Below are 26082 nucleotides of genomic sequence, written 5' to 3'. Positions count from 1 at the left end.
CAATGGGATTAATGCTTATTGACAAATAAAACGAGCATTGCAAAATCCAACTAGAATTGATTAGCTAAATAAATATTATGGACATTATATATGAATATCACGATGTGGCTGGTAGTGCCAGTTTGGAGAAATTGGCAAAAGAGAAACTTGAAAAATTAGGGGAAAAGTATGCAATGGTCATACGAGCCGATGTCTTCTTCAAGGAGGAAAATACATCTTCTGATGAAACTGGAAAAATCTGCAATATTAGATTGAGTCTCCCGGGACCACGATTGTTTGCCGAAGCGAGTCATGATAATTTTGAAAGTTCCATCGCGGAGTCTGTGAACGACCTAGAGCGACAATTGCGTAAGCGAAAAGAAAAGAAGCAGGACTATTAAACTTATTGTCGTTGAAGGTGTTAGCGGGGCTTAGAAACCTGTTTTGAATAGTTGGTAATTAAAACTAAACTCGGCACAAAAAAACCCTTTTAGATAAGGGTTCTTTGTTTTTAGTAAAGTGAATAACTACCTGAAATCTTCAAGGATTTTAGATGTTTCCAAATCGTTCTGAATGGCATCGCGTTGTTCCCGTAGAATTTCTTTTACCCTATGTGGGACTAGAACCTCGGCCAAAACCTCATTATATTCTTCAATAGCTGATTTGTCTCCCCTCACTGCCTCTTCCAACATGGACTCGTCGTTATCACCAGAAAAAAATGCCTTAATATCCATCCAAGCACGATGTGCGGTACCTGCTGCACTTCCATCAATCTCGTTATCTCCCAATTTAAGTTCGGGAGAGGAATTCTTTAAAGTTGATATAAACATCCTTCTTTCCGTAGCTTTATTTTCAAAGTAATTTTGTATACCTACTTCCTTGGCATTTTCTGCCGCATTTTCAAAACCTTTTACGGCATCTTCATTTTTTGTGATGACATCCTTTATCTTGCCCTCTATTTTTTCAATATCCTTATTCATAATTTATATTTTAACGGTAACTATATACGATATGCCTACCGGTTGACATATTATGATTTCAATATACTAAACCCGTTGGTGGAAGATTGACCCTAATAGACTTTGCCTTAACTTCAATGAAATAATTTGGAAATTTTTAACGACCCTCCCTATAAGGACCTAGGTTTTCTCTTCTTTTATAGGTGGAGATTAGGGAAAAAGTTTTACGGTAAATATTCGATATAACCCTTTAAGAGGAGAAGATAATGTGGGTTAGAAATGGTTATACGTTGTAGAAATGAGGCGATTTAATACTTTAACTCCATGGTTTTTTTTGTCTAAGCATAAAGCGGTTTTCATACTACAGGGCATACATGGAAATACTGTTTTGTGTTTAGTATGTTTTGAAGGCTAAAATAACTAATCCTATCTCCTGCGCTGTCCAGAGTATTGCATGGCCTCTCCCTTACCAAAACCATAACTAAACCCTAATGCTAAAAACCTCCCTCGCTGACGGCGATTATACACTTCGTAGTCTGCTTGGGCAATTTGGCTCTCATCAACCCTAGAGGCAAAAACATCTCTTATGCTTAAATTAATAACGGCCTTACCTTTAAGCATACTCTTTCTAATTCCAAGATCCATATACAGGTTGTCACTAACATTACTTTGTACGGTTTGGTAACTGGATTCGTAATTGCCGGTCATCTCTAAATCGATATCCGCTGGAAATTTAATTTTGGTCATTAGCTTAGAAGTCCATTGGTCATTATTGAAATCAAAAACAGTGGTTTCGAAAATACCATCTCTTTTAAATTGATTATAATTAAAATCGCCGTTTAGAGTGAGCCATTTTGCTGGACTATATTTTGCGTTGAACTCCACTCCTGTTGCCTTATTGACTCCAATGTTCTCAGGTTTAAAAGTACTTACGTTGTTCTCAAAGGTGGTTATCCTTTCAATTACATCCGTGGTATACCTATGATATACTCCAAAATTTATGCTTGCTGAGCCTAGAATGTAAATACTTGTTATTTCATAGGAATCCGTAAACTCTGGCTGTAATTCAGGATTTCCTTGGCGTACACTGTAGTTGTTCCGAATGTTGAAAAAGGGGTTTAAATCCCACATTCTAGGGCGGTATATACGCTTGGAGTATCCAGCCTGCAATGACACCCTATCACTAAATTTATAGGAAGAATGTAAACTTGGAAAAAAGTTGCTATAGCTTTGACCATTGGTTGAGTTTGTTGTAACAAGCAAGGTATTTTGGTCTGTCTCTTCTAAACGTAATCCTCCTTTAATCCCCCATTTCTTTCCTTCGTAAGAGCCCGTACCGTATAGGCCAAGAACCTTTTGGTCAAACTCAAAAACGTTGGTTAGTCCTGGGTCATTAACAAAGGATCCGCCGCTAAAGTTATTTACTTCGTAATCATTGCTTACATCGTTAAAAACATATTGGGCTCCGGTCTCAAGAGTCCATTCTTCTGTTATTGGGTTGGTGTAATCCAATTTAAACGTAAATATGGCTTCTTTGAAATCTGTTCTAGTTTTCTGTCTGCTATCATTATCATCCCCAGAAATAGTGGTGTTAAAAAATTCGGAAGATTGATCCTTTCCAAAGAAATTTCCCAAGCCACTAAAAAGAAGTGTATGGTCCTCATTATTTTCGAACTCCTTTTTATATTGCAATTCGTACTGAAGTTTTGGATTTGTGGCCTCCGTAACTTCGTTACGTTGCCATTCAGACGTAGTGGAATTATTAGCGTCGAGCGCCATAAAATTGGTATTCGATGGCTGGTCTTCTATTTCTAGAGCAAAGTTCCCTGAAAGCGTTAAAACGTTGTAGTCATTTATATGATAGTCTGTTCCAAGGACTATATTATAATAGGTTTCATTTCGGTACTCTGTACCATTACTAAGAATGGTGGTGTTGTTTTCCAAATCTACGTTTCGGGTTTCAAGATCGTTCGGCATATCGCGAAGACCTATTCCCAATTGGGTAAAAAGGTTAAAATTCTCAGTTCTTCTATTTAAGCTTACCCCAACACTATGGCTATCAGGAGCTCCAGTATTCACCGAAATAGAACCATTGAGTCCCTTACGCTCCTCTTTTTTAAGAACAATATTGATAATACCTGATGTCCCTTCTGCATCGTATTTGGCAGAGGGATTGGTCATAACTTCTATTTTTTCGATCATATCGGCAGTTATGGTACCTAGTGCATTACCCTCATCACTAGCAATTATGGATGGTTTACCATTGATGAGTATCTGAACGCCCTGACTCCCCCGTAGACTTATCCGCCCTTCTATGTTAACGTTAACAGAGGGAACGTTATTTAAAACTTCCAAGGCACTTGCTCCTGTTGTACTAAGATCTTTCCCCACGTTAAAAACCCGTTTGTCCAACTTAAATTCTGTACGCGAAACTTCGCCTTGTACCACTACTTCCTGTAATTGCTCCGCATCCTCGGAGAGCGATACGTTACCTAAATTTATAGTTTTACCTGGTGTTGGTGGTGCTCCAAAAGTTTTGGTCTTAAATCCCAGAAAACTAACCTCAATATAAAAATCTGAAGCAGTGGTCTCAAAAGAAAAACTTCCGTCATCCAATGTCGTGGTACCTACTATGGGCTTCTTGGTTTCGTTGTCGGCGACCATTACAGTAGCAAAGGAAATTGGCTGCCCACTGGACTCTTCCACTACCGTTCCCTTTATGGTTAGGGTAGTATTCTGTGCCTTGGCCGTGGTGCTAAAGAGAATTAGCATAACTACAATTAACATTTGTGCCAAATTTTTTTTCATGACTTCCTTCATTATGTTCTATTGGAATTGTAAGATTTACAAATATTCACTTTTTTATTTAGAAGTTGGGGTATTTTCTGTGAACGACAAAAGTATTCCAATGAACGACAGTCAAGGTTTTTATGTTAGGCCTACGCCGTTTAGGGGCTTATTTCTGCCGTTGGGACACCTCTATTTTATGAAATGCGCGCAATAGTTTAGATTTGATGTATGAAAAAAGCCATGATTTCCAGAAAGGAACTATTCTTTCAAGTCGTGCTCCATATCCTGGTGCTGCTTTTCTATTCCTTCGATAAGAATAATCCAGGAATTACCTTTGCCCAATTGGTTTTCTTTCTGCTGTATATTATTTTTGCTGCTTTTATCACTTACTTTCTGATGCCCAGGTTTTTATACCGACAAAAATATTGGCAGTTTTTAGGGCTGGTTGTATTAGTGTTGTTTGGAGTGATATGGGCAGAAGAACTTTTGGAACTGGTTTTTTATCCTGGTACCAAAAGAGCAAGAATTGTTCCTGGGATTTATTATGCAATCTTCGATGTTTTACCGGTAATTGCAATTTTGTCTGGATTTAAGTTTGCCTGGGATGCCATAAGTTCTCAAAATGAAGTGGAAAAATTAAGGACTTCGGCACAGGAAAATGAGCTGCAATTTTTAAAGTCACAGATCAATCCCCATTTTTTGTTTAATAACTTGAACAACCTTTATTCTTACGCCATTGACAACTCCCCTAAAACACCTACGATTATTTTGGAACTATCTTCGGTATTGAGGTATATGTTGTATGACTGTAAGGAAAAGTACGTGCCCTTGTCAAAGGAATTAGAGCACTTGAAAAACTATACCCAATTAAGTGAACTTCAAATTGAAAATCGGGGGACTGTCGACTTTAAAACTAATATTATAGGGTCAGGATACCGAATTGCACCTTTAATCTTGACAGTATTTGTGGAAAATGCCTTTAAACATAGTACAGCAAGCCAGTCGGAGGATATTTTTATTAGTGTAGATATCAATGTAGCGGAAAATGGCGTGTTGCAATTTGAATGTGCCAATTCCTTTCGCCGTGAAAGCAATACAGATGATCTTTCCCATGGCATTGGTTTACAAAACGTAAAAAAGCGACTTGGGCTAATTTATCCTGGAGCCCATAATTTATTAATAGAAGAAACAGATACCACCTATTCCGTTAAGTTGAGCATTGATCTTAAAAAAGGCAGCTCATGATTCGTTGTATCATTATCGAGGACCAACCGCCAGCACAGCGTGTTCTTCAAAAGTATTTAGGCGAATTGAAGAGTTTGGAGCTTAAGGCCACCTTCGCCGATGCTCTCAAGGCCATGGAATATCTTAAAACGGAAGAGATAGACTTGATTTTTTTGGATATCCATTTACCCAAGATTTCAGGGATAGATTTCCTAAAGGCTTTGAGCAAGAAACCACATGTGATTCTGACAACGGCCTTTTCAGAATATGCATTGGAAAGTTACGAATACCATGTACTTGATTATTTGTTGAAGCCATTTTCATTTGAACGATTTGTAATGGCCGTTTCTAAAATTCCAATGCCTTTACATAAGTCGGCCATGGATCAGGATTTGGAAAGGAAGACCGCAGCACCAGAGGTAATCTTTATAAAGTCGGGCTACGAGCATCTTAAAATTGCTCCTGCAGATATTTTATATATCCAATCCGAATCGGACTACACCGAAATTTTCACTTCCGAAAAAAAACATTTGACTTCCCACTCCTTAAGGTATTGGTTGCAGACCCTGCCAACAGATCAATTTGCACAAGTACATAAATCGTACATTGTAAATACATTACAAATTGAGAAGGTCTCGGGCAACCGTATATTCTTTGACCAAGAAAAATATATACCTATTGGGCGTGCCTATAGGGAAGAGTTTGTTGAAAAGTACTTAAAATAAAGGGGAATCGTATTATCGGGCTAATGAAGGGCAATTTCATCTAAGACCAACAAACAAAGTGTCACCAATTTATTCTTTTATATTTTAGATGCAATCGATTACAATTGAGTTGCTAAAATATTATATCTTGCCAATATTATATCTAAAAATGCCTTTTAAACAGAGGCTAAAGGTGGTACCTGTAGCGGAAAATAGTACATGTTACCTATTTTGCCTTATGAGTGGTTTACGTACTATTTTTTATGGCCACACGTATTTATCAATTTTCAGCGAACAATAGAGGTATTGTTATAAGAACCAAGTTAAGTAATTCATGAAAAAGAAAACTACTATATATGACATAGCGGCAAAACTTGGTCTAACTGCTGCAACCGTCTCTAGGGCCCTAAACAACAATACCAAAATAAGTTTAAATACACGCAAGCTAGTTTTGGAGACTGCCCTAGAAATGAATTATGAGCAGAACAAGTTGGCTTTGGCGTTAAAAAGTGGTAAGAGTTATAATGTTGGCGTTATAGTTCCTAGAATAGATAGTAATTTCTTTTCATCGGTTATACGCGGTATAGAGGAAGAATTATACCCCAAGGGTTACCATGTAATAATCTGTCAGACCCATAACCAGGAAAATATTGAAAACGAAAAAATAAATTCGCTTGTAAATGTCCAAGTGGACGGCATATTAATGTCTATTTCCAATGCCAATCTGGAGGAAAATAAAGGGTTTAATAAACTTCTAAAAAATAAAGGAACACCATTGGTCTTTTTTGATAGGAAGAAAGATATTAAAGGGATCAGTTCTGTAACTATAGATGATTTTAAAGGTGGATATGATGCTACCAAACATTTGTTGGATCAGGGTTGTAAGCGTATCGCACACTTGTCCAATGATCGTAATTTCGAAATATTTCGGAATAGATACTTGGGTTATAAGCAGGCTTTGTCCGATAATGGAATTGAATTTGATGAGAGCTTGGTCATTGAGACTCAGAGTAACGTTACTGATGGGAGAAGGGCAGGGCAGCTTCTTTTGGATATGGAAACTCCACCAGACGCCATATTCTCTTCCAGTGATTTTGCTGCCTTAGGAGCTATTCAGAAAATAAAGGAGAGTGGACTTAAGATTCCAGAAGATATTTGCGTTGTAGGTTTTTCCAATGAGCCCTTTACACGATTTATGGAACTTACGACCATTTCTACTGTGGACCAATTTCCTTTGGAGATGGGAAGGACCGCTGCCCAGGTTTTTTTGGAAGAAGTAAGCAATACTGAGGACACTAAAATAACCAAAAACGTGGTGTTGACACCCCAACTGATTATTAGAAAATCTTCCTTGAAAAATAAAGAAGGTTGAAGAAATATTCCATTTCTTCAACCTTTAATTATTTAATATTCAGGGAAATCGACTGACTTATTATAAAGACACTCCTCTGCGCCAAGGAATAAAATCATTTTGATTTAATAATTTGGCTTTTGTCTGAATTTTTCCACTGGCTACGTCGATTATAAATTCCAACATTTCATCTGCCATTTCTTCAATCGTTTTTTCACCTCGTATTACCGCTCCAGTTTCGATATCGATTATATCCGGCATTCTTTCCATTAGTTCCGTATTGGAGGATACTTTTATAATTGGAGCAATAGGATTTCCTGTTGGTGTTCCCAACCCTGTTGTAAACAAGACCACATTGGCTCCTGCACCTACCATGGCCGTAGTACTTTCCACATCATTTCCGGGAGTACACAAGAGGTTAAGGCCGGGTTTGGTAATGTATTCGCCATAATCCAGAACGTCTTGTATGGGAGAGGTGCCTCCTTTTTTTGCAGCTCCGGCAGATTTCATGGCATCGGTTATTAAGCCGTCTTTAATGTTTCCTGGGGAAGGGTTCATGTCAAAACCTGAACCTGCATCTACTACAGATTTTTCGTAGGCTTGCATTAACTTTAGAAACTTTTGGCCCTTATCGTCTTCAACGCATCTGTTTACCAATTCCTGTTCTACTCCACATAGTTCCGGAAATTCTGATAGGATGGCCGTACCGTTCAAGGCTGCCAACAAATCTGAAACGGCCCCTAAAGTGGGATTAGCTGATATCCCTGAAAAACCATCGGATCCGCCACATTCCAAACCAACCCGTAGTTTAGATAATGGCGCGGGTTTGCGTTCTGCATTATTAGCTTTTTTAATGGCTTCAAAGGACTCCTTGACAATGGCCGATAACATTTCATCCACTGTTCCCATTTGTTGTTGTTCAAAAATAAGAACTGGTTTGTTCAGGTTGGGATTAATGCTCTTTAATGCTTCTTTAAAAACGCTTATTTGAAGGTTTTGGCAACCCAGACTCAATACAGTAGCCCCAGCAACATTAGGATTGTTTACATAACCTGCCAATAATTTGGCCAAACTTTCAGAATCTTGTCTTATACCGCCACAACCTCCTGGGTGTGTAATGAATTTTACGTCAATATTATTGAACACATCGCTTGAATTAGGATCAACCGCAATTGCTTCAGTATTATTGTTCACCAAAGACCGAAGTAACATTTGATGCGGATTAACTTTTTGTTTTAAAAGCTCTTTTTCAAAGACTTCCTTTAAGATCTCTATGTTCCTGTTTTCACAAAAAACCAATGGAAAAAACAGCCATACGTTCTCTGTACCTACCTGTCCGTCTTCCCTATGATAACCAAGAAATGTTTTGTCTTTCCATTTTTCCACATTGGGAGCGGTCCAACCTATGGTTTCCGTTTTTCCAAATACTTTTTCACTTTGGTGTTTTACATTTTCAGTGGTTAAAGCACCCCCTTTTTCTATGACGCCATTGGCACTGCCCACCAGAACACTATACATAACAATACGATCTCCGGATTCAAATTTTTGTAGGGCAATTTTATGCTTTGATTTGATATCCGATAGCACAGTAATTTCCTTTCCCTCAAATGAAATTACTTCACCTGCTTTTAAATTAACCAATGCAACGGCAACGTTATCAGAGGTATTTACTCTTATAATTTTACTTTTCATGTTATCGACTTCAAAATAGTTATCTCTAATGGTTTAAAACCTTCTGCTGTAATTTGCAAATCCTACTTCAATTCCATTTGTTTCAATTTCCTCCAAGGCTAGGGCCACTGCTTCCGTGAGATGGTCAACCTGAGTTAGATCTTCTCCCCAATAGGCTGCATTACTCAAGGTTTTTTTAGCTACTTCCAAATAATCATTCGATGTCCATATTTTGGCAAAGGCCTCCACTATTTCATCGCTGTCATTTAAAGGTAAACTTTCTCCCTTCCAAGTTCCTTTATAAAAACGTATTAGGGCAGCGAAGGAGAAGGTTAGGTTGGTAGGTATTTTATTGTGAATGGCCGCATATTCCAATAAACTTGGTAATACCCTTACCTTGAATTTGGAGATTGAATTTAATGCAATACTTGATAGGTTGTGAATAATAAACGGATTCCTAAATCGGTCCAAAACTTCATCCGCAAAACTGTCGAGCTCTTCCTTGGCCATTGGAAGGGTATGGTTTATTTCATTAAAGATGGCATTATTCACAAATGTGCCTGTAAAGGCGTTGTCTACGGTTTGCTTTACCGTGGTGTTTCCATATAAAAGGGAAAAAGGTACCATTGCGGTATGTGCACCGTTTAATATTCGAACCTTTCTTGTTCTATAAGGCTGCATATCAGCTACAATCTTTACGTCCAGATCGGTTTTATGAAAAGGTAATTTTTCTTTAAGTTTATCATCACCTTCTATGACCCAAAGTAGAAACGTTTCGGCAGCCACAATTAAATTGTCTTTATAGGATAGTTGGGCATTGTACTCCTCAATTTCATCCTTTGGATATCCTGGTACTATACGATCTACCAGGGTGTTGTGGAATGTGGAATGTGTGGTTAACCAAGTGGTGAAATCTTCGCCCAGTTTCCAGTCATCAGAGTATTTTAGTATTATTTCCTTAAGTGTGTCGGAATTATTATTGATCAGCTCACAAGGAATTATGGTTAGACCTTTATTGGAATCACCTTTAAAATGTTTAAAACGTTCATACAATAGCACCGTTAATTTAGCAGGGAATGAACTTGGGGGTTGCATATCCAAGGTGTCCGTGGCAACATATGCTATACCGGCTTCGGTGGTGTTGGAAATAATAAACTGAAGTTCCTCCTCCTTGGCTAAACTTAAGTAGTCCTTAAAATTGCTGTAAGGGTCAATTCCTTTTACAATGTTGGTAATTAGCTCTTTATGCTGAGTTTCCTTGCCTTTCTGAACTCCTTTCAAAAACAAGGTATAAAGTCCATCCTGGTCATTAAGCATTTTCACCAAACCTCTTTCAATAGGTTGGACCACCGCTATGCCCGCATTAAAATTAGCTTTCTGGTTTAATTTTTGGAAAGCATAATCTACAAATGCCCTTAAAAAGTTTCCCTCTCCAAATTGCACAATCTTAATTGGTGGGGTCAACTCTAAATTGGCGTTTTTTCTGTTTAATGGTTGCATATTTCTTTTTTTTATAATGTTATTATTACCTGAACCGATTTACCTTAGGGATGCGCCTAAAAGCTTTTATGGTCAATTCACGTGAATAATGTAATCGATTGCACAAATGTAGCATAAATTATTTTACATCCAATTTTTTCCACCTTGGTTCTGATAGTTTTATTTTGATTAATGGTAATATGGGCCAAGCAAATAAAAGGTATTCAGCTTGAGGTCCCTCCCTTAAATCAACTGTCTACATGACTTGAAAATAGCTGTTGGGTCCTTTCAACACCAGTGTATTTACAGAGGTAATTAATGCATTGAATCAAAATTGATAAATTAGTTCCTATCTATAACTCCACGACCCTCTTTTCCTTGTTGCTTTGAATTGCAGCCTCAATTACCTTTATCACGTTCAATCCGTCTGTTGCCGATACTGGGACCGACTTATTATTTCTTAAAGCTTGGTAGATACCTTCGTAATACGCCATATAGTCTCCTTCTAAGGTAGGGACTTGTTCCCTGATAATTTTACCATCCTTCTCTGTATGTAATAGACCTTTCTCTTTATCCAATTCTGCTCCCCAATTTTGGGTGCCTGGTATTTTTCCAGCTTGAAGGGCAGCCTCCTGTACATCGGCTTTGGATTTTATAAATGAGCCCTTGGTTCCGTGCAGAATATTGCCGGGCATAATCTCGCGAACATAGTAACTGGATTTTAGTGTTACCCTATGAGAACTATAAATCAACTTCACATCAAAATAATCTTCCACTTTGGAATTAGGGCGGAAGGTGTCCAAATCGGCATATATGGCCTTGGGCATGCCAAACAATACCAATGCCTGATCAATTAAATGTGAGCCAAGATCATATAAACTTCCGACCCCAGCTGTTGGGGTCTCTTTGTGTACCTTGTAACTTAGACCTGGGTCAAAGCGGTCATAGTGGATCTCAGCCTCTACAATTTCTCCTATCCAACCCTCATCCAATATTTTTTTCACCGTTTTAAAATCGCTGTCATACCTTCTATTGTGATAAACAGAAAGTGTTACATTTTTTTCCTTGGCCAATTGTATCAATTCTTCGGCCTGTGCCAGGGTCGCAGTAAATGGTTTTTCAACGATTACGTTTTTTCCTGAATTTATCGCCTGTTTCGTAAAATCATAATGTGTAATGCTTGGGGTATTGACCACTACCAATTCTATATTTTCATCTGCCAACATTTCTTCCAAACGGCGGAAGGTTTTTATATTGGGATATTTGACTTGGGCGTTATTTTTTGTTCTTTCCCAAACCCCGTATAAATTAAATTCTGGATGTACATCAATAAAGGGGGCGTGAAAAACGTATCCACTCATTCCAAAAGAGCATAGGGCTGTATTAATATGTTTCATAGGCTTAAATTTTAAGTATACTAATTTATAGGTTTTAGATAACAACCGACTAAGAAATTATCCTTTGTAAATCTTTTATGTTTCATTTAGGAGCGTGAAATATCAATTTTTTTGCAATTTCAAAACAGGGTTTAAACATTAACTGACTGTTCACATATCAATCGATAAACAAGTTTGGCAAGGCTAGGGAGAACCATGGAAATAACGTGACCAAAATCAGCACCAAAAAGCTGACCAAAAGAAAAGGTAGTCCAGCTTTACTGACTTCCCCAATCGAAATTTTTCCAATACTTGATGCTACAAAAAGACAAACCCCTACAGGAGGAGTGGTCAGGCCTATAATTAAATTCAAGACGGCAATTACTGCGAAGTGAATAGGGTCCACATCTACTGCAACAGCTACTTTCAACAAGATTGGAAAAAGTATAAGTAGGGCCGCTATGGTTTCCATAAAGGTGCCAACGATGATCAATAATAGATTGATCAGTAACAAAACCACGTATTTATTGTCTGAAAAGCCCAAGATTTCATTGGATATGTTCTGAGGAATTTGCTCCGTAATCAAAATATAGCCAAATAGGTTGGCGAAACCCACCAAGACCATGAGAGAAGCTGAGGTTTTCATGCTATCCAGGATAATGACCTGAGTATTTTTTAAATTTAATTTTTTATAAACGAATTTACCTATAATCATGGCGTAAACCACTGCAATTATCGAGGCTTCCGTTGGTGTGAAGATACCTCCTACGATGCCATAAAGGATGATAAAGGTCATCAAAAGCGACCAAAAGGTATCCACAAAACTGCGCGCCACATCCCTAAGACTGCTGCGCTTATGTTTTGGATAATTTTTTCGTTTGGATATAAAATAAGCGGTAAACAAGAGTCCAACTCCCAGTAACAAGCCAGGTAGTGCTCCTGCCAAAAACAATTTGCCCACGGACAGTCCGCTCAAGGTTGCTGCAATAATCATTGGAACACTCGGAGGAATTATGGGACCTATGGTGGAGGAGGCTGCGGTAACCGCGCAGGAAAAATCAGTGTCGTATCCTTCTTTTTTCATAGCGGGTATCATTATAGATCCCATACTGGCCGTATCCGAAATGGCGGTACCGGAAATTCCGGCAAAGAGCATGGAAGCCCCAATGTTCACCAACGAAAGTCCTCCACGAATGTGCCCTAAAAGATGGTTGCAGAATTTTATAATTTTTTCCGTAAGTCCACCTCGGTTCATCAAGTTACCTGCTAGGATGAATCCTGGGACACTAAGTAGTACAAAGACATCTATGCCCGAGTACATTTTCATGGGGACAATAATCAAAGGCACCCCTTTGACGATTAAATAACTTAAACAGGCTAGCCCAAGCGCGAAAGCAATAGGAAAGCGAAGCACTAGACCAATAATAAAAACAATGACGAGTATCCAAATCATGGTCTAGAGATTTTAAAGATTTTCTGAATTTTTTTCCAGAGGTAGTAGCTTATGGAGGCCGACATTATAAAAATGCTAAAGAAAGCTATGCCCATATTAAAGCCCATACTGGGCGATTTTTCTGGTATTCCCAACGGAATGAATTTAATGGAATATATAGCCATGACTACAAATAGCGCCAAAGTAATTATGGGTATCGCCAAGTTTAATACTTTTTTGATTCTTTCAGGGAAACGATTATAGAACATATCCAAATGCACATAGAATTCATTTTTCATGGCCAGACCTGCAGCGAACGACATGGCATAGATAAAGAAAATACGTGAAGCCTCCTCGGTCCAAGGGGGAGTGTTGAAGGGTGTAAAACGACAAACTATTTGAAGCAGGACAGTTAATATAAGGCCCCATGTACTTAATAAAGTGCCTATTTTTAGGATGCGACCGACCGTTTTATTTAGCATCATCTTTTATTTCTTTGAGTTCGCGATATATTTTCTGCATATCAGGAGAGAGGCTTTCATAAATGGCCCTTTCACTTTTTTTAGCAAAGGCTTCTTTGTCCACTTCTATAAATTGCATGCCCTCAGCCTTTAATTCTTCTTGTACGTTTTTTTCGTTTTCTAAATAGAGATGATGTTCATAGGCCTGCATTTCTTTGCCGGCCTGCAGCAAGATTTCCTGTAGGTCCGGGGGAAGCTTTTGAAATTGCTTTTCACCCACAACGGGGTACACCCAACTTATGACATGGCCAGTTAAGTTGAGGTATTTCTGTACTTCGGAGAAACCGGCGTTATGGATCATGGCGAACGGATTTTCCTGGGCTTCGATCGTGCCTTGCTGCAGGGACGTAAATACTTCGGAAAAGGCCATTGGGGTGGGTTTTGCTCCAAGTGCACTCCATGTTGTAACAAATGCGGGGACATTGGGAACCCTAACGATCAGCCCCTTTAGGTCATCGGGATGTCGTATTGGTCTATTTGATGTTAAGTGCCGTGGACCCCGTTCAAAATGGCCGAGGGAGCGTAAACCTGCCTTTTTGATCATTTCCTCTTCCATTAATTTCCCGACGGGACCATTAATATAACGATTCATATCAGTGGAATCCTTCATTAAAAAGGGCAGCTCGCAGAATGTAGCCACTTCAAACCAATTGGTCAAAGTAGATCCGGTGGTGGTCATATCTATTACCTCGGCCTGTATAAGTCGAATGGCTTCGATTTCCTTGGCTAACTGTTCCGATGGATAGATTTCTATCTTGATGCGACCTTTAGAGCGTTCCCCCACAATTTTTGAGAAATAAGCGAAGGCCTTGTGCCATGCATGGTCTTCATTGACCAAAAGTGCGGCTCGCATTAAAAATTCGGGTTCCTTTTTTTGAGGTTCGCAACTGCTGAATAGGAATATGGAGAATATAGGCACTATTATTGTCGCAAAGAAAGAGGCCATCCGAGGTGGATTTTTCATGGTATTGGTCCTATAATAAATATTCCTTATAAATATAGCTATTTAGATTTAACAGCCATAAAAGTTAAAGGAGGACGGCAAGGTTGGAGATACTGTCTTAGGAGTAGTTTTTCGAAAGGGAAAATTCATGTAAACGAAAATTGGAGGAATGCTCTCGCAATTTAAAGAGGTATTTAATTTGTTGCCATAATAGATTGCAAATCTAACAAAAAAATGACCCAGGTTAGATGTCACTCCAATTAGGCGTGGAAATCATCCAAAATTTTAATGGCCTCTTCGTCCGATACTTGATCGAAATTCATATAAAACTGACCTACCGCCTGAAAATTAAAAGGTATTTCCAGACAAACCACTTCGTCAATATATGAAGTAGCCCTTAATTTTTGTACGGTCGATTTGGGAGCCACGGGTATTGCTACCACTATTTTTTCCGGCTTTTGTTCATAAACTAATTGTGCTGTAACACGAATGGTGTTTCCGGTGGCTATGCCATCATCTATTATGATTGCGATTTTGTCCTTTAGGCTTTGGGGAGACCTATTTTTGAAATATTGGTTCTGCCTTTTTTTTAGTTTTTCCCGAAGTCGTTTCGATTCTTTTTCAATATAACCAATTGAGATTTTAGTGTTATCATCCAGTATAATGTTGTCTAGACTAACTGCCCCAATGGCGAATTCCTTATTAAAAGGATGGCCGATTTTTTTTGAAAGGGCAACATCCAGTTGAGCATTCAAAGATTTGGCTACAATGGCTCCTAGAGGTAGTCCACCACGAGGAATTGCCAAAATCACTATGTTTTCTTTGTCTTTATATAAGCTTAACTTTTTAGCTAGTTGTAGTCCTGCATCCATTCTGTCCTTAAACATTTCTATCTTTTTAAGTTATCAATCAATTCTTAGTCCCTTACTGTCCCCATAATAGTGTAGAAAAAGCACCTTGGTATCTTGTGATTCTTATTTGGCTTTGGAAATCAATCTTTATAGTTAATAGAATAATTTTGAACAGGATTTGAATATTTATGCTACGCTTTCCGTCCTTAATTAGAACCAATGTAGCAGTTTGAATGCCCCCTTATTTGTTTCTAAGTATTACTTCCATTTCCTTGGCCAAACAATATGATACGATATGAATTATAGTAAGATACAAAATAGCCTTTATATTTAAGGAGGTTGGGGAATAGAAATTATAGGTATTAAGGCAAGGGTTTATTGAATTTCAAAACGTATTCATCAAACAATTGCGATAATAAAAAAACCCTTATGAATAAGGGTTTTTAATATTGGTAGTTATTATGTTGTCGCTTGACAACACCTTGGATTAGGGCTGCCTAAAAGCAAATTGAGATCTTCTAAAGCCTAACAAGTTCTTCCGATGTTATGGCCTCTTGGAGTTCAGCTTTTATATAGCTGTGGCTATTAAAAAATCGTTTTCCATTTTTCCTTTTTAAGTATACCACCTTTCTGCCATCGGGCATCTCCTTCATATCGGAAACGACCACTTTGCTTTCTAATAGCGTTTTATAATTGGGAATACCACCCTTCTTTATTATAAAATTCATTCTAGGTAATTTTATATGCTCATATAAATTAGCTGACGGAACTCCGATCATTAATTCCGAGCCGATTACTATATCATCAAATTTTGGTGTATTTGTGGCCTGAGCCAAATTTAATGAACAAAAAATAGAAAGAAGTGCAATAGTTGTTTTCATAGTTATTGTTGATTTTTTTGAAATAATTAATTGATAATGCATTTTTTCAGGGGAAAAATAACAAATTATTTAGATAACTCCATCTTAAGATTTTCTTAAAAATACGGTACCGGGGATGTAAAAGGAAGTAATAAGATTCAAAATTCAGGCATAAAAAATCCCTAAAGATCAACATCTGAAGGGATTTAATTATTTTCCAATCTTTGAAACTATTGTATTAAGTTACTTGAAGGATTAGTAGATGTACAATTTTGTGGATTTTACTTTAATTTTCGCACAATTACATATGTCCCCCTTTGTGTTATAAAACTTGGAGATGCTAGGCGATATCTATCTTGGTCATGTAACGATTAATAGGTTATTTTGAATATCGTACCTTTTAAATCCTCACTTACATAAAGTTCTCCATTGGGACCTTGTGCCAAGCCACAGGGTCTATGCTGTATTGGACCAGTGGGATTTGCCAGGTCGATACCAGAAAAGTTATCTGCAAAAATTTCCCAAGTCCCATCTGGTTTACCATTCTTAAAAGGGGCAAAGGCTACGAAATAACCTTCCTTTAGCTCTGGTGACTGTCCATGAAACGCAATAAATGCCCCATTTTTATATTTTTCAGGGAACATATTTCCGGTATAAAAAAGAAGATCATTTGGTGCTAAATGGGCAGGAAAGGCCAATACGGGATCTATGGCATTTTCCCCAGCGGTTTTTTCCCCATCACCCCCATATTCAGGAGAAAGCATTTTCTTTTTCTTAAATTGATCATAATAGATATAGGGCCAACCGGCATCATCACCGTCATGTAATTCATATAATGTTTCGGCCGGAAGCTCTGCACTGTGTTTAGCGGTGTAGTAATCTGGATAGAAATCATGAAAAGCACCGCGACCGTGTACTGCCGCAAATAAAGTATTGGTCTTATTGTTCCACGCAGTAGCTACTGCATTTTTAACCCCAGTGGCATAGCGTTTGCCATCGGTTAGGGACTGATTCAATTTATCGGCCTTGAATTGCCATATTCCTCCTGCAGAATCTAGGATGGCACATGGCATAATACCGTTTCCAGTACCTTCTTCACGACAGGAATCGTTCCAGGAGCCAATGGTGACATACAGGTTGGAATTGTCGTCCATTACAAACGATTTTGCATTGTCACGACCCATGTCCGCTAATCCGTCTACAATATTCTCAGGATTTTCAATATCTATTATTTCTTCCTTTCCATTTAATTTATAGCGGTAGACACCAGAATTGGATGAGGAATATAAGTATCCATTCTTAATCAACATCCCTGTTCCCGGGAGATTGCCAAATTGTTTTTGTTCATCAATTTTTCCGTCTTGGTCGTTATCCTTTAAAAGCACAATAGCCTTTTCATCCTTTAGTTTAGATCTATTAACATAAATATCGCCATTTTTTGAAACGGTCATATGTCTTAGATTACCTAGATCCTCGGCAACAACCTCTATGGAAAATCCTTCAGGAATTGCAATGTTAGTTTCATTTATTACAGCAACTTTTTTATTTTTTGAATTCTGCTTGCACTGAGTGGTTAAGCCCATTATAACAATCATCAATAATAAAGGTAATAAAGGGCGGGAAATAAATTTTTTCATGGATACGTTTTGGTAAAGTTTGATTATGATCTAAAGATAGCATATCAATATTATTTTTAAGTGAAAAATTTAAAACAGTCTCGTAATTGATGTAGTATTTTTATTTTTAAGTCCAAGGACACATGACTATAATATCCTTATTTTGGTAGTTAGTTTATTGATTCATGGGAGAGTTCAATATTGTAGGATAAAATAAATGGAATATAGCAAGATTAGAATAACTGCAGATCAGGCCATAAAAATTGCCTCTGAAAACTTTAATATTCAGGGTAGTGCAAAAACGCTGCCCGGGGAAATCGATTTTAATTTTAAGATCGATGCAGTGGATGGGCAGCAGTATATTTTAAAAGTCTCCCGCCCCAACGAGAACGGGGATTATTTGGACTTTCAGCAGAAATTGTTGCTTTACGCCAGCGAACACGGCAAGGATTTAACCTCCCCCGAGGTCATTCCGGATAGGCAGGGGAATTTAATTTCTGAAATTAAGGATGATTTTGGGCAAATCAGGAAGGTGCGCCTTCTGTCCTGGGTATCAGGCCGGGTCTGGAGTGGGGTGAACCCCCAGTTGGATGAGCTACGTTACAGTTTGGGTGAGCAATGTGGAAGACTTACCCAGGCTTTGCAAGGTTTTGATCATCCCGAGGCCCATCGGGAATTTGTCTGGGATGTGGCCCAGGGAAGTTGGGCCATTGCCTATCTCCACCTCTTTGACGGTGAGCATAAAGAGATTGTCTCCTATTTTCAGGACCAGTTTAAGCAGTCACAGTCCAGTTATTCCCAGTTGCGGAAGGCAGTGGTACACAATGACGCCAATGACAATAATGTTATTGTTTCACAAGACCTGATCGATCCCAAAGTGGTCTCGGCCATAGATTTCGGGGATTCGGTGTATACGCAGATAATTAACGACCTGGCCATAGCCTGTGCCTATGCCATTATGGGGCATAATGATCCATTGGAGGCCGCATTGCCCATTGTACGGGGCTATCATCAAGCCTTTCCTTTGGAAGAAACGGAACTGGAACATTTGTATATGGCCATCGCCATGCGATTGGTGATTTCCGTAACCAAATCGGCCATCAATAAAAAGAAGGAGCCGGACAATAAATATCTGTTGATCAGCGAAGAACCGGCCTGGGAGCTGCTTGGAAAATGGAGGGACATAAATGGGGATTTGGCCCATTTTAGTTTTAGGGAAGCATGTGGATATACCGCCCATCCCAAGGAAGAAGAATTCTCGGAGTGGACGAAGAGGCATGCCTTTTCCCTGGAAAGACTTTTTCCCACTATAGGTTCCAATACAATACATCCCTTAGATTTAAGTGTGTCCAGTAAATGGATAGGGCATGAAAAAGATTTTAACGACCTGGACTATTTTCAGTATAAACTTGATAAACTACAGGGAGAACATCCTTCCAAAATAGTGGCTGGAGGCTATTTTGAGCCCCGGCCTATCTATACTGCTTCGTCCTATGATAAGATAGGGAACAAGGGAAGGGAAAGTAGAAGCATCCACTTGGGGGTCGATTTTTGGTTGCCAGCGGCTACACCGGTACATGCCCATTTTGATGGGGAAGTGGTTACAGCAACCAACGATGCCGGGGATAAGGAATACGGCGGACTGGTAATTTTAAGGCATAAGGAGGAAGGATTGGAGTTATATACCCTTTACGGACATTTATCGGTGGACAGTGCTACCCGGCATAAGGTTGGCACGTGGCTAAAGGCAGGAGAAGAAATAGGTGTTCTGGGCAGTTGTTCTGAGAATGGCAATTGGGCCCCACACCTGCATTTTCAGATCATGCTTTCCATGCTCGATTTTAAAATTGATTTCCCTGGAGTAGGCTATTACAGTCAGATCGACCTATGGAGAAGCCTTTGTCCGGACCCTAATATGTTGTTCAAGACAATGGCCTTGGCCCGGGAAGGGTCGGTTTCCAATACGGATATCATTGCCTATAGAAAACAGCATTTGGGAAAAAGTTTAAGCCTACAGTACAAGGTGCCCATTAAAATGGTTCGGGGTGCAGGGCAGTACCTAATGGACCAATATGGAAGGAAGTACTTGGATACCGTAAACAATGTGGCCCATGTGGGACATGAACATCCAGCGGTAGTAAGGGCGGGACAGGAACAAATGGCTTTGATCAATACCAATAGTCGGTATTTGCACGAAAATATAAATGAGCTGGCCAAAGAACTATTGGAGACCCTGCCACCAGAATTAAGCGTGCTCCATTTTGTGAATTCCGGTAGTGAGGCCAACGAGTTGGCGATCCGAATGGTAAAGGCCGTTACCGGACAGCGCGACATAATTGCCTCTGAGGTGGGCTATCATGGCAATACCAATATGTGTATCGATATCAGTTCGTATAAGTTTGATGGTAAAGGAGGACATGGAGCACCTGACCACACCCATATTTTTCCACTTCCCGATGCCTATAGAGGGAAGTACCGGGGAGAAAATACGGGGGAGCAATACGCCATGGAGGTTAAAAAGCAAATAGAGAATATACAGGCCAAGGGAAGAAGAGTAGGGGCCTTTATCATAGAGCCTATCATTAGCTGTGGGGGACAGATAGAATTACCGGAGGGATTCTTGGCAAAAGCCTATCAATATATTAGGGAAGCGGGCGGACTCTGTATTTCAGATGAGGTGCAAGTGGGTTGTGGCCGTATGGGAACCACCTTTTGGGGCTTTCAATTGCACGGGGTGGTACCCGATATTGTGACCATAGGGAAACCACTAGGCAACGGACATCCCTTGGCTGCGGTGGCGTGTACCCATGTAGTAGCCGAAAAATTTGCCAATGGCATGGAATATTTCAACACCTTTGGGGGCAATCCAGTTTCCTGTGCCATTGGTGCCGAGGTTTTGAGGGTGGTGAAACGGGAGAAGCTGCAAGCACATGCCTTGGTAGTTGGAACGTACTTGAAACAGGAACTAGGAACTCTGGCGAAAGAGTTCCCCATTATTGGGAATGTCAGGGGGCAAGGACTTTTCTTGGGAATAGAGTTGGTAAATGGCCAAATGGACCCTTTGGCGGCCCAGACCGATTATTTGGCCAACCGTATGAAAGATCATGGTATCCTTATGAGTACGGATGGCCCAGACCACAACGTATTAAAGATTAAGCCTCCTATGGTCTTTTCTCAAGAAAATGCCGAAGAACTTATTTTTTACCTAAGAAAAATTTTGGCCGAGGATTTTATGAAAATATAATCAAATTTTTGGTTTGGAATGTTTATTCGCTTCATATAGGTCCCCACCCTAACCCCGCCTAAAGTCGGGCGGGCTCTCCCCCAAGGGGAGGGAACTCCTAAAGAGTGTTTGTGGAAATTTATTCTATAGGACGGACTTCAAAAAATGCTGAGTTGGTTTCACCAAATCCTAATCCATTATAAACTTGGCACCCAATTCAAATATGCTGGCACTTAACCCTGTGGTTCTTTCGTATTGGTTAAACCTAAAACTAATGCTTTTTAAGCCAAACTTCCACACTTTGGACTGTGTAAAAATATCCTTGTAGGTAACGCCAAAGCCGTATTGGTTGCTGTTAAAAGCCGAAAGGTCATAATCCGAGGTGTAGTATTGATATGTTGACAAAGCCGTTTCCTTGGCATAAAAATAATCAGAGGCCGTCTGGGTGTAATAGCGGTACATAGGATATACCGTAAACTTTTCCGATATTTTTATGGGAATTTCCAAACTTCCGGTATAAGCGGTAATTCCCCAGTCGTCATAATAATATCTAAAATAAGCGCGAAGACTCATAAGATCGTTAATGTAGTATGAAAGCCTTCCGCCAACTGGCAATTTAAATCTGGAAGTAGGCAATAATTCAACATTGTCCGCCAATTGAAAATCCTCTATAAAAAAATCATTCCTATCCTGTAAATAAACCCTTTGGTGTGGAGTGGAAAGTAATCCATCCTGAAGCACAAAATCCAGTGAAAGAGACGCTTGGAAGCGTTTAGTGATAATCTGGGAAAAATTTAGGGAAAGGGAATAGGAGTTTCTATTTAAGTCATTAAAATCATTAAATAGGGGCGAATAGGTTCCCGTACCTGTTATTCTATTATCAAAAAAACCTTCGCGAAGTTCAATAGGGTATTGGGGTTTATAGGTATCCAAATATACCTGTCCACTAATTCCCAATTCCGTATTTTTTTCATTCATAAGATGGGTATAGCCGCCACCGAAACCCAAAGAAAAGTAATCGTATTCGGCCGACACCGCAATGTTACCACTAAAGATATTATTTCGGTCCTTGGAACTATGGGTAAAGGTTGGGTGAAAATAGGTTAGGGCATCACTTTTGGATGCGCCCGAAGAGGCTACCCAAGGACTGGCTGTTTTATTTCCATCAAACGGATTTACATTGCTAGTTGAGGCTGAGGTATAGGCAGATATTCCGGCATCCAAGGTTAAAACATTATTTTCTCCTATTGGGATACTTACAATAATAGTCGGGGTCATATCCGTTAATTTTTCTGTTCCCTCCCCGCCTGTTACTGCAGCGTTGTCCCCATCTTGACTATAATAACTATACAGCAGCTCCACTTCAGGGGTTTCCAAGACCTTCTTAACATATTCCAGATTGTTTCCTTGGGAAAATCCATTCCAAGAAATCAATCCAAAAAACAATATAAATCCTAATTTCTTCATTTTCTTTTTAATTACATCCACATCCACCACCTGTTTTGCCACCATTGGCACCCGCGGCAGCTTCTCGATAAACTTGAAAATTTGTTTCAAAGCGTTCCAGGCTTTTGGTGGCCAAAATCATTTCTTCGTCATTGAGGTATACTTTGTCATATTCCCTGACGGCAACGCAGGAGGATAGCGATAAAATGCAAATAAGTAGAATGAATAATTGTCGCATAATGCTATTGTGTTTTGTTGAGTTCAATATTTTTGGAAGTGTGTATGTTGCTTTCATCATCTATAATAATGCATTCCACCCCTTTTATTTGATTTATGATATTTAGGCCCGTTTCCACTCCAGTTATAAAAACAGAAGTTGCCAAGGCATCACATAATTCCGCACTAGGAGCAAATATAGTAACACTTAGAATACCAGTGGAAGGGTATCCTGTTCTTGGGTCGATAATATGGCTGTATTTTATGTCGTTAAAAGTGACGAACTTCTCATAATTGCCTGATGTTGCAACGGCCGCATTATATACCGGGAACCAGGAGAATATGTTGTCTTTGTTAAGAGGGTTGGTAATGCCCACCATCCAATCCGTGCCATCGGGCTGTTTCCCCCATGTGGTTAGATCCCCTGAGGCATTTATGATTCCGGCCTTTACGCCTTCCGCTTTTAACATGGTCCTAACCTTATCGGCTGCATATCCTTTTCCAATGGCCCCGAAACCTATTTTCATGCCTTCCAATTTTAGAAATACGGTTTGTGTTTTCTTATCCAGGACAATGTTTTGGTACCCTATCTTGGCAACAGAATTTTCTATGGCTTCTTTAGAAGGCATTTCGGTCATGCTGCCATCGTATTTCCAAACCTTATCAATAGAGGCATAACTTATATCGAAAGCACCATCGGTAATTTTGGAGATGGTGATACACCGTTCAATAAGATCAATTAATTCTTGATCTACTTTTACTGGGGATATGCCAGCATTTTTATTAATTTCAGAGGTTTGTGAGGTAGGGTTCCATGAGGAAATCAACTTTTCAATCCTACTAATTTCTTCAATGGCATTATCTATATAAATGTTAGCGGTAGATTCATCCTTCGCAACCAATGTAATATCGAACCTACTTCCCATTAATTTTGTGGTTCGTCTTTGTACCAATTCTTGAGAAAAAAAGGTGCAATGAACCAAAAAGGCAATCGCTAATATTATAGGGTTTTTCAACCTTCGAACGATTTTAAAAGTGCAATATATTCCTTAACAGAAATATTTTTGAATCCGGTTTGACCTAATATATTTCCATTTGAGTCCAATACCAAAACCAATGGGAAATATCCATTTTTATTATATTTTTCTGCGAGTTGGGCATTTTTATCCTTTTGCGCATCAGGGAGTTGATTAGCTTTCTTTCTTGGGAAATCTGCCCTTAGCATTGTCCAGTGGTCTTTGGCATATTCCTGAAACTCTACGGACTGCCAAATACTTTTATCTAGCTTAATACAGGGGGCACACCAATCGGAACCAGAAAAGACCAAAAGCACATTCTGGTGATTTTCTTTAGCCATAGCAACTGCTGTCGACCAATCGCTTTCCCATTTTTGGGCAGTACTAAGACCAGAAAATAAAAGAGCCATAATTAAAGTCCACTTCTTCATTCCAGAATGTTTTAGTTATAAAGGTATAGTTTTATGGGCATGTCAAGATATAATATCTGTACTTAGATATTGTCGGGTATAAGTTATTTCCTTACAAACTTTTGGACTGTTTCTTGCCGTAAATACTGACGCTACTTAATTAGGAATAGTTTATTTTAAAAGTATATGGAATTAATTATTTAAACTGTTCAACCAGCCGACCCATTGATCTGTCCAGGTGGCCAAATGTGGGTCCTGTAAGCCCAAGGCAAAACCGTGGCCCCCTGTTGGATAGATATGCATTTCTGTCGGAACCTTATTTTTCCTTAGTGCCGCATAGAACAAAAGACTGTTTTCTACGGGAACTCCCGGGTCGTCAGTGGCATGCAATAGAAAAGTTGGTGGGGTATCTGCGGTAACTTGTAATTCATTGGAAAAATGATCAACCATTTTTTGGGATGGGTTTTCCCCTAATAATTTCTTTCTGGAACCACCATGTGTATTTGGTTCCCCCATAGTAATTACGGGATAGGCAAGAGTCATAAAGTCGGGTCGCGCACTTAGGTTATCAATAGCATCTTTTTTGGGATACACTTCTTCATTATAGTGGGTGCCTAAAGTAGAGGCTAAATGACCTCCTGCGGAAAAACCTAAAATACCAATTTTATCTGGATCAATATTCCATTCTGCTGCTTTGGAACGAACCGTCCTTAAAGCGCGTTGCGCATCTTGTAGGGGTACTTTGTGTATTTCTGTTTGTGATTTTGAACTTGGTAAACGATATTTTACTACAATGCCGGCAATGCCCTTGGCGTTCAGCAATTTTGCAAAATCGGTACCCTCCCAATCATAGGCCAGTTTACTATAGCCGCCTCCTGGAAAAATTAAAACTGCCTGTCCGGTCGCTATTTTTTTAGCTGGTAGATATACTTCTATTTGTGGTACCTGCACCTTAGCTATTCTTATGATGTCCGCACTAACGACTTCCTCTTTTTCGTCAGTTTTTATAGAGTTGGGAATATCGTTGGGCCAAATCGGGAGTATAGTGTTTTGAGCGAAAGTGGTCATAGTAATTAAACAGCTAAAAAGGAAAATGAATAATTTCATTATATCTTTAAAATAGGTTGATAAGGCTAAAGATAGAAAATATGGTTAAACTAGGAGATTTTATGTTTTAATAAGGTGTTGAAAACGATTTAAAAACTAACGGTAGTCCCAAAAAAGGGACTCTGTCGAAGTGACCCCTGCAGTCATTTCGATCGATAGAGAGAAATCACACAAGTGGCTCCTCTCAAAGCTAAGGTAACTATCTGGAGGGGAGTTTGAAATCCTGAGACGTAGACTCATACTCAATCTATTGTCTGCTCGCAAAGACCGGTGCTTCCAAACCCTTCCGTCTCCTCCGCAGCTAGCGGAGGATCCACCTTGTCCTCCCGCGGAAAACGCGGGACAGGCTTACCCAAGGGAAGGAGCCTTTTTTTTGGTCATCGGTCAAGAATTTGAGAAACTAAAGGTTCACGATACCCGTAAAATGGAAATGTCATGAGCTAAATCTCACAAGCACTGTGCCCCCAATATGTGCGACTTCTCTCCCGATGATTATCGGGAGTCCCAAAATAGGGACTCTGTCGAAGTAACCCCTGCAGTCATTTCGATCGATAGAGAGAAATCACACAAGTAGCTCCTCTCAAAGCTTAGGTAACTATCTGGAGGGGAGTTTGAAGTCCTAACTTTCACCTATTCCCTGTCTTCTGTATATATCCGCAACTATTGGGTTTTCAGAACCCTCCGTCTTCGCTAAGGCGAAGACACCTCCCTTTGGCTAAAGGGAGGAGCTTTTTTGTTATCGTCATTGGTAACGCCTGGCAGGGAGGAGGAATCAAAGATTCACGAATATACCTAAAATGAATGTTTCAAGAGGCTAAATCACACAAGTAGCTCCGCTCAAATCTACGGCCTTGCTAAATCCTGTAGGAGAGTAAATTATGTGCGACTTCTCTCCCGATTATTATCGG

The 26082-nt window shown here is 39.4% G+C and carries 21 protein-coding genes; 5 read left to right on the top strand and 16 right to left on the bottom strand.

The features are described 5' to 3' along the window. Window positions 1-77: 77 nt before the first annotated feature. Window positions 78-380: a ribosome hibernation-promoting factor, HPF/YfiA family gene (gene hpf, locus CWD90_RS08895; RefSeq protein ID WP_103475586.1), complete on the top strand. Its 303-nt coding sequence runs from the start codon at window positions 78-80 to the stop codon at window positions 378-380. A 126-nt stretch (window positions 381-506) separates the two neighbouring features. Here the strand turns inward: hpf and CWD90_RS08890 are convergent, their stop codons facing one another. Next, window positions 507-959 (bottom strand): ferritin-like domain-containing protein, encoded by a 453-nt coding sequence (locus tag CWD90_RS08890; protein ID WP_103475585.1) that lies wholly within the window; start codon window positions 957-959, stop codon window positions 507-509. A 405-nt stretch (window positions 960-1364) separates the two neighbouring features. Then, window positions 1365-3746: an outer membrane beta-barrel family protein gene (locus CWD90_RS08885; RefSeq protein ID WP_103475608.1), complete on the bottom strand. Its 2382-nt coding sequence runs from the start codon at window positions 3744-3746 to the stop codon at window positions 1365-1367. 210 nt (window positions 3747-3956) lie between these two features. Between CWD90_RS08885 and CWD90_RS08880 the strand changes: the two genes are divergently transcribed. The 3 genes from CWD90_RS08880 to CWD90_RS08870 all read left to right on the top strand — a co-directional run bounded on the left by CWD90_RS08880 (window position 3957) and on the right by CWD90_RS08870 (window position 7028). Continuing rightward, window positions 3957-4973 carry a sensor histidine kinase gene (locus tag CWD90_RS08880; RefSeq protein WP_239986493.1) on the top strand — a complete coding sequence of 339 codons (1017 nt, stop codon included), beginning with the start codon at window positions 3957-3959 and terminating at the stop codon, window positions 4971-4973. Beyond that, the gene (locus tag CWD90_RS08875) at window positions 4970-5677 is read left to right on the top strand and encodes a LytR/AlgR family response regulator transcription factor (RefSeq protein ID WP_103475584.1); all 708 of its coding nucleotides are present in this window, start codon (window positions 4970-4972) and stop codon (window positions 5675-5677) included. The genes CWD90_RS08880 and CWD90_RS08875 overlap by 4 nt, the downstream gene beginning before the upstream one ends. Before the next feature lie 313 nt (window positions 5678-5990). After that, window positions 5991-7028 carry a LacI family DNA-binding transcriptional regulator gene (locus tag CWD90_RS08870; RefSeq protein WP_103475583.1) on the top strand — a complete coding sequence of 346 codons (1038 nt, stop codon included), beginning with the start codon at window positions 5991-5993 and terminating at the stop codon, window positions 7026-7028. 60 nt (window positions 7029-7088) lie between these two features. Here the strand turns inward: CWD90_RS08870 and CWD90_RS08865 are convergent, their stop codons facing one another. The 9 genes from CWD90_RS08865 to CWD90_RS08825 form a co-directional block, all read right to left on the bottom strand. After that, on the bottom strand, window positions 7089-8699 hold the full coding sequence (locus tag CWD90_RS08865; protein ID WP_103475582.1) for a UxaA family hydrolase: 1611 nt from the start codon (window positions 8697-8699) through the stop codon (window positions 7089-7091). Window positions 8700-8732: 33 nt separating this feature from the next. Then, window positions 8733-10178 carry a tagaturonate reductase gene (locus CWD90_RS08860; protein ID WP_103475581.1) on the bottom strand — a complete coding sequence of 482 codons (1446 nt, stop codon included), beginning with the start codon at window positions 10176-10178 and terminating at the stop codon, window positions 8733-8735. A 332-nt stretch (window positions 10179-10510) separates the two neighbouring features. Beyond that, window positions 10511-11554 carry a Gfo/Idh/MocA family oxidoreductase gene (locus CWD90_RS08855; protein ID WP_103475580.1) on the bottom strand — a complete coding sequence of 348 codons (1044 nt, stop codon included), beginning with the start codon at window positions 11552-11554 and terminating at the stop codon, window positions 10511-10513. Between the two features lie 157 nt (window positions 11555-11711). Continuing rightward, window positions 11712-12986: a TRAP transporter large permease gene (locus CWD90_RS08850; protein WP_103475579.1), complete on the bottom strand. Its 1275-nt coding sequence runs from the start codon at window positions 12984-12986 to the stop codon at window positions 11712-11714. After that, window positions 12983-13450 (bottom strand): TRAP transporter small permease, encoded by a 468-nt coding sequence (locus CWD90_RS08845; RefSeq protein WP_103475578.1) that lies wholly within the window; start codon window positions 13448-13450, stop codon window positions 12983-12985. Before CWD90_RS08845 ends, CWD90_RS08850 begins: the two co-directional genes overlap by 4 nt. After that, a complete protein-coding gene (locus CWD90_RS08840; RefSeq protein ID WP_205161223.1) occupies window positions 13437-14450 on the bottom strand; it encodes a TRAP transporter substrate-binding protein in 1014 nt (337 codons plus the stop codon). Before CWD90_RS08840 ends, CWD90_RS08845 begins: the two co-directional genes overlap by 14 nt. Before the next feature lie 239 nt (window positions 14451-14689). After that, a complete protein-coding gene (locus CWD90_RS08835; RefSeq protein ID WP_103475577.1) occupies window positions 14690-15316 on the bottom strand; it encodes a phosphoribosyltransferase in 627 nt (208 codons plus the stop codon). A 482-nt stretch (window positions 15317-15798) separates the two neighbouring features. Next, window positions 15799-16161, bottom strand: coding sequence for a hypothetical protein (locus CWD90_RS08830; RefSeq protein ID WP_157941182.1), 363 nt, complete (start codon window positions 16159-16161; stop codon window positions 15799-15801). Between the two features lie 350 nt (window positions 16162-16511). Beyond that, a complete protein-coding gene (locus CWD90_RS08825; RefSeq protein WP_103475575.1) occupies window positions 16512-17777 on the bottom strand; it encodes a PQQ-dependent sugar dehydrogenase in 1266 nt (421 codons plus the stop codon). Window positions 17778-17973: 196 nt separating this feature from the next. On the opposite strand from CWD90_RS08825, the gene CWD90_RS08820 reads away from it, so the two are divergent. Then, complete coding sequence (locus CWD90_RS08820; RefSeq protein ID WP_103475574.1) at window positions 17974-21000, top strand: aminotransferase class III-fold pyridoxal phosphate-dependent enzyme; 3027 nt, start codon at window positions 17974-17976, stop codon at window positions 20998-21000. Window positions 21001-21168: 168 nt separating this feature from the next. Here the strand turns inward: CWD90_RS08820 and CWD90_RS08815 are convergent, their stop codons facing one another. The 5 genes from CWD90_RS08815 to CWD90_RS08795 form a co-directional block, all read right to left on the bottom strand. Continuing rightward, window positions 21169-22446: a DUF3570 domain-containing protein gene (locus CWD90_RS08815; RefSeq protein WP_103475605.1), complete on the bottom strand. Its 1278-nt coding sequence runs from the start codon at window positions 22444-22446 to the stop codon at window positions 21169-21171. Window positions 22447-22453: 7 nt separating this feature from the next. Then, on the bottom strand, window positions 22454-22663 hold the full coding sequence (locus tag CWD90_RS08810) for a DUF4266 domain-containing protein (protein ID WP_103475573.1): 210 nt from the start codon (window positions 22661-22663) through the stop codon (window positions 22454-22456). Between the two features lie 4 nt (window positions 22664-22667). Continuing rightward, window positions 22668-23657: an FAD:protein FMN transferase gene (locus tag CWD90_RS08805; protein WP_239986492.1), complete on the bottom strand. Its 990-nt coding sequence runs from the start codon at window positions 23655-23657 to the stop codon at window positions 22668-22670. Beyond that, complete coding sequence (locus tag CWD90_RS08800; protein WP_103475572.1) at window positions 23654-24088, bottom strand: thioredoxin family protein; 435 nt, start codon at window positions 24086-24088, stop codon at window positions 23654-23656. The genes CWD90_RS08805 and CWD90_RS08800 overlap by 4 nt, the downstream gene beginning before the upstream one ends. Before the next feature lie 171 nt (window positions 24089-24259). Then, window positions 24260-25174, bottom strand: a complete 915-nt coding sequence (locus CWD90_RS08795; protein ID WP_103475571.1) for an alpha/beta hydrolase — start codon at window positions 25172-25174, stop codon at window positions 24260-24262. Window positions 25175-26082 lie beyond the last annotated feature (908 nt).

Source organism: Arenibacter catalasegens (assembly GCF_002909235.1).
In the GTDB taxonomy this organism is placed as follows: domain Bacteria; phylum Bacteroidota; class Bacteroidia; order Flavobacteriales; family Flavobacteriaceae; genus Arenibacter; species Arenibacter catalasegens.
Note: the sequence above shows the minus strand (reverse complement) of the source record. Positions and strands in the feature narration are given on the sequence as shown.

Coding starts and splice junctions, on each gene's coding strand:
- CWD90_RS08890 (WP_103475585.1), bottom strand. CDS start 959: ATGAATAAGGATATTGAAAAAATAGAGGGCAAGATAAAGGATGTCATC.
- CWD90_RS08855 (WP_103475580.1), bottom strand. CDS start 11,554: ATGAAACATATTAATACAGCCCTATGCTCTTTTGGAATGAGTGGATAC.
- CWD90_RS08850 (WP_103475579.1), bottom strand. CDS start 12,986: ATGATTTGGATACTCGTCATTGTTTTTATTATTGGTCTAGTGCTTCGC.
- CWD90_RS08840 (WP_205161223.1), bottom strand. CDS start 14,450: ATGAAAAATCCACCTCGGATGGCCTCTTTCTTTGCGACAATAATAGTG.
- hpf (WP_103475586.1), top strand. CDS start 78: ATGGACATTATATATGAATATCACGATGTGGCTGGTAGTGCCAGTTTG.
- CWD90_RS08880 (WP_239986493.1), top strand. CDS start 3,957: ATGAAAAAAGCCATGATTTCCAGAAAGGAACTATTCTTTCAAGTCGTG.
- CWD90_RS08835 (WP_103475577.1), bottom strand. CDS start 15,316: ATGTTTAAGGACAGAATGGATGCAGGACTACAACTAGCTAAAAAGTTA.
- CWD90_RS08885 (WP_103475608.1), bottom strand. CDS start 3,746: ATGAAAAAAAATTTGGCACAAATGTTAATTGTAGTTATGCTAATTCTC.
- CWD90_RS08845 (WP_103475578.1), bottom strand. CDS start 13,450: ATGATGCTAAATAAAACGGTCGGTCGCATCCTAAAAATAGGCACTTTA.
- CWD90_RS08875 (WP_103475584.1), top strand. CDS start 4,970: ATGATTCGTTGTATCATTATCGAGGACCAACCGCCAGCACAGCGTGTT.
- CWD90_RS08860 (WP_103475581.1), bottom strand. CDS start 10,178: ATGCAACCATTAAACAGAAAAAACGCCAATTTAGAGTTGACCCCACCA.
- CWD90_RS08800 (WP_103475572.1), bottom strand. CDS start 24,088: ATGAAGAAGTGGACTTTAATTATGGCTCTTTTATTTTCTGGTCTTAGT.
- CWD90_RS08825 (WP_103475575.1), bottom strand. CDS start 17,777: ATGAAAAAATTTATTTCCCGCCCTTTATTACCTTTATTATTGATGATT.
- CWD90_RS08865 (WP_103475582.1), bottom strand. CDS start 8,699: ATGAAAAGTAAAATTATAAGAGTAAATACCTCTGATAACGTTGCCGTT.
- CWD90_RS08820 (WP_103475574.1), top strand. CDS start 17,974: ATGGAATATAGCAAGATTAGAATAACTGCAGATCAGGCCATAAAAATT.
- CWD90_RS08870 (WP_103475583.1), top strand. CDS start 5,991: ATGAAAAAGAAAACTACTATATATGACATAGCGGCAAAACTTGGTCTA.
- CWD90_RS08795 (WP_103475571.1), bottom strand. CDS start 25,174: ATGAAATTATTCATTTTCCTTTTTAGCTGTTTAATTACTATGACCACT.
- CWD90_RS08810 (WP_103475573.1), bottom strand. CDS start 22,663: ATGCGACAATTATTCATTCTACTTATTTGCATTTTATCGCTATCCTCC.
- CWD90_RS08815 (WP_103475605.1), bottom strand. CDS start 22,446: ATGAAGAAATTAGGATTTATATTGTTTTTTGGATTGATTTCTTGGAAT.
- CWD90_RS08830 (WP_157941182.1), bottom strand. CDS start 16,161: ATGAAAACAACTATTGCACTTCTTTCTATTTTTTGTTCATTAAATTTG.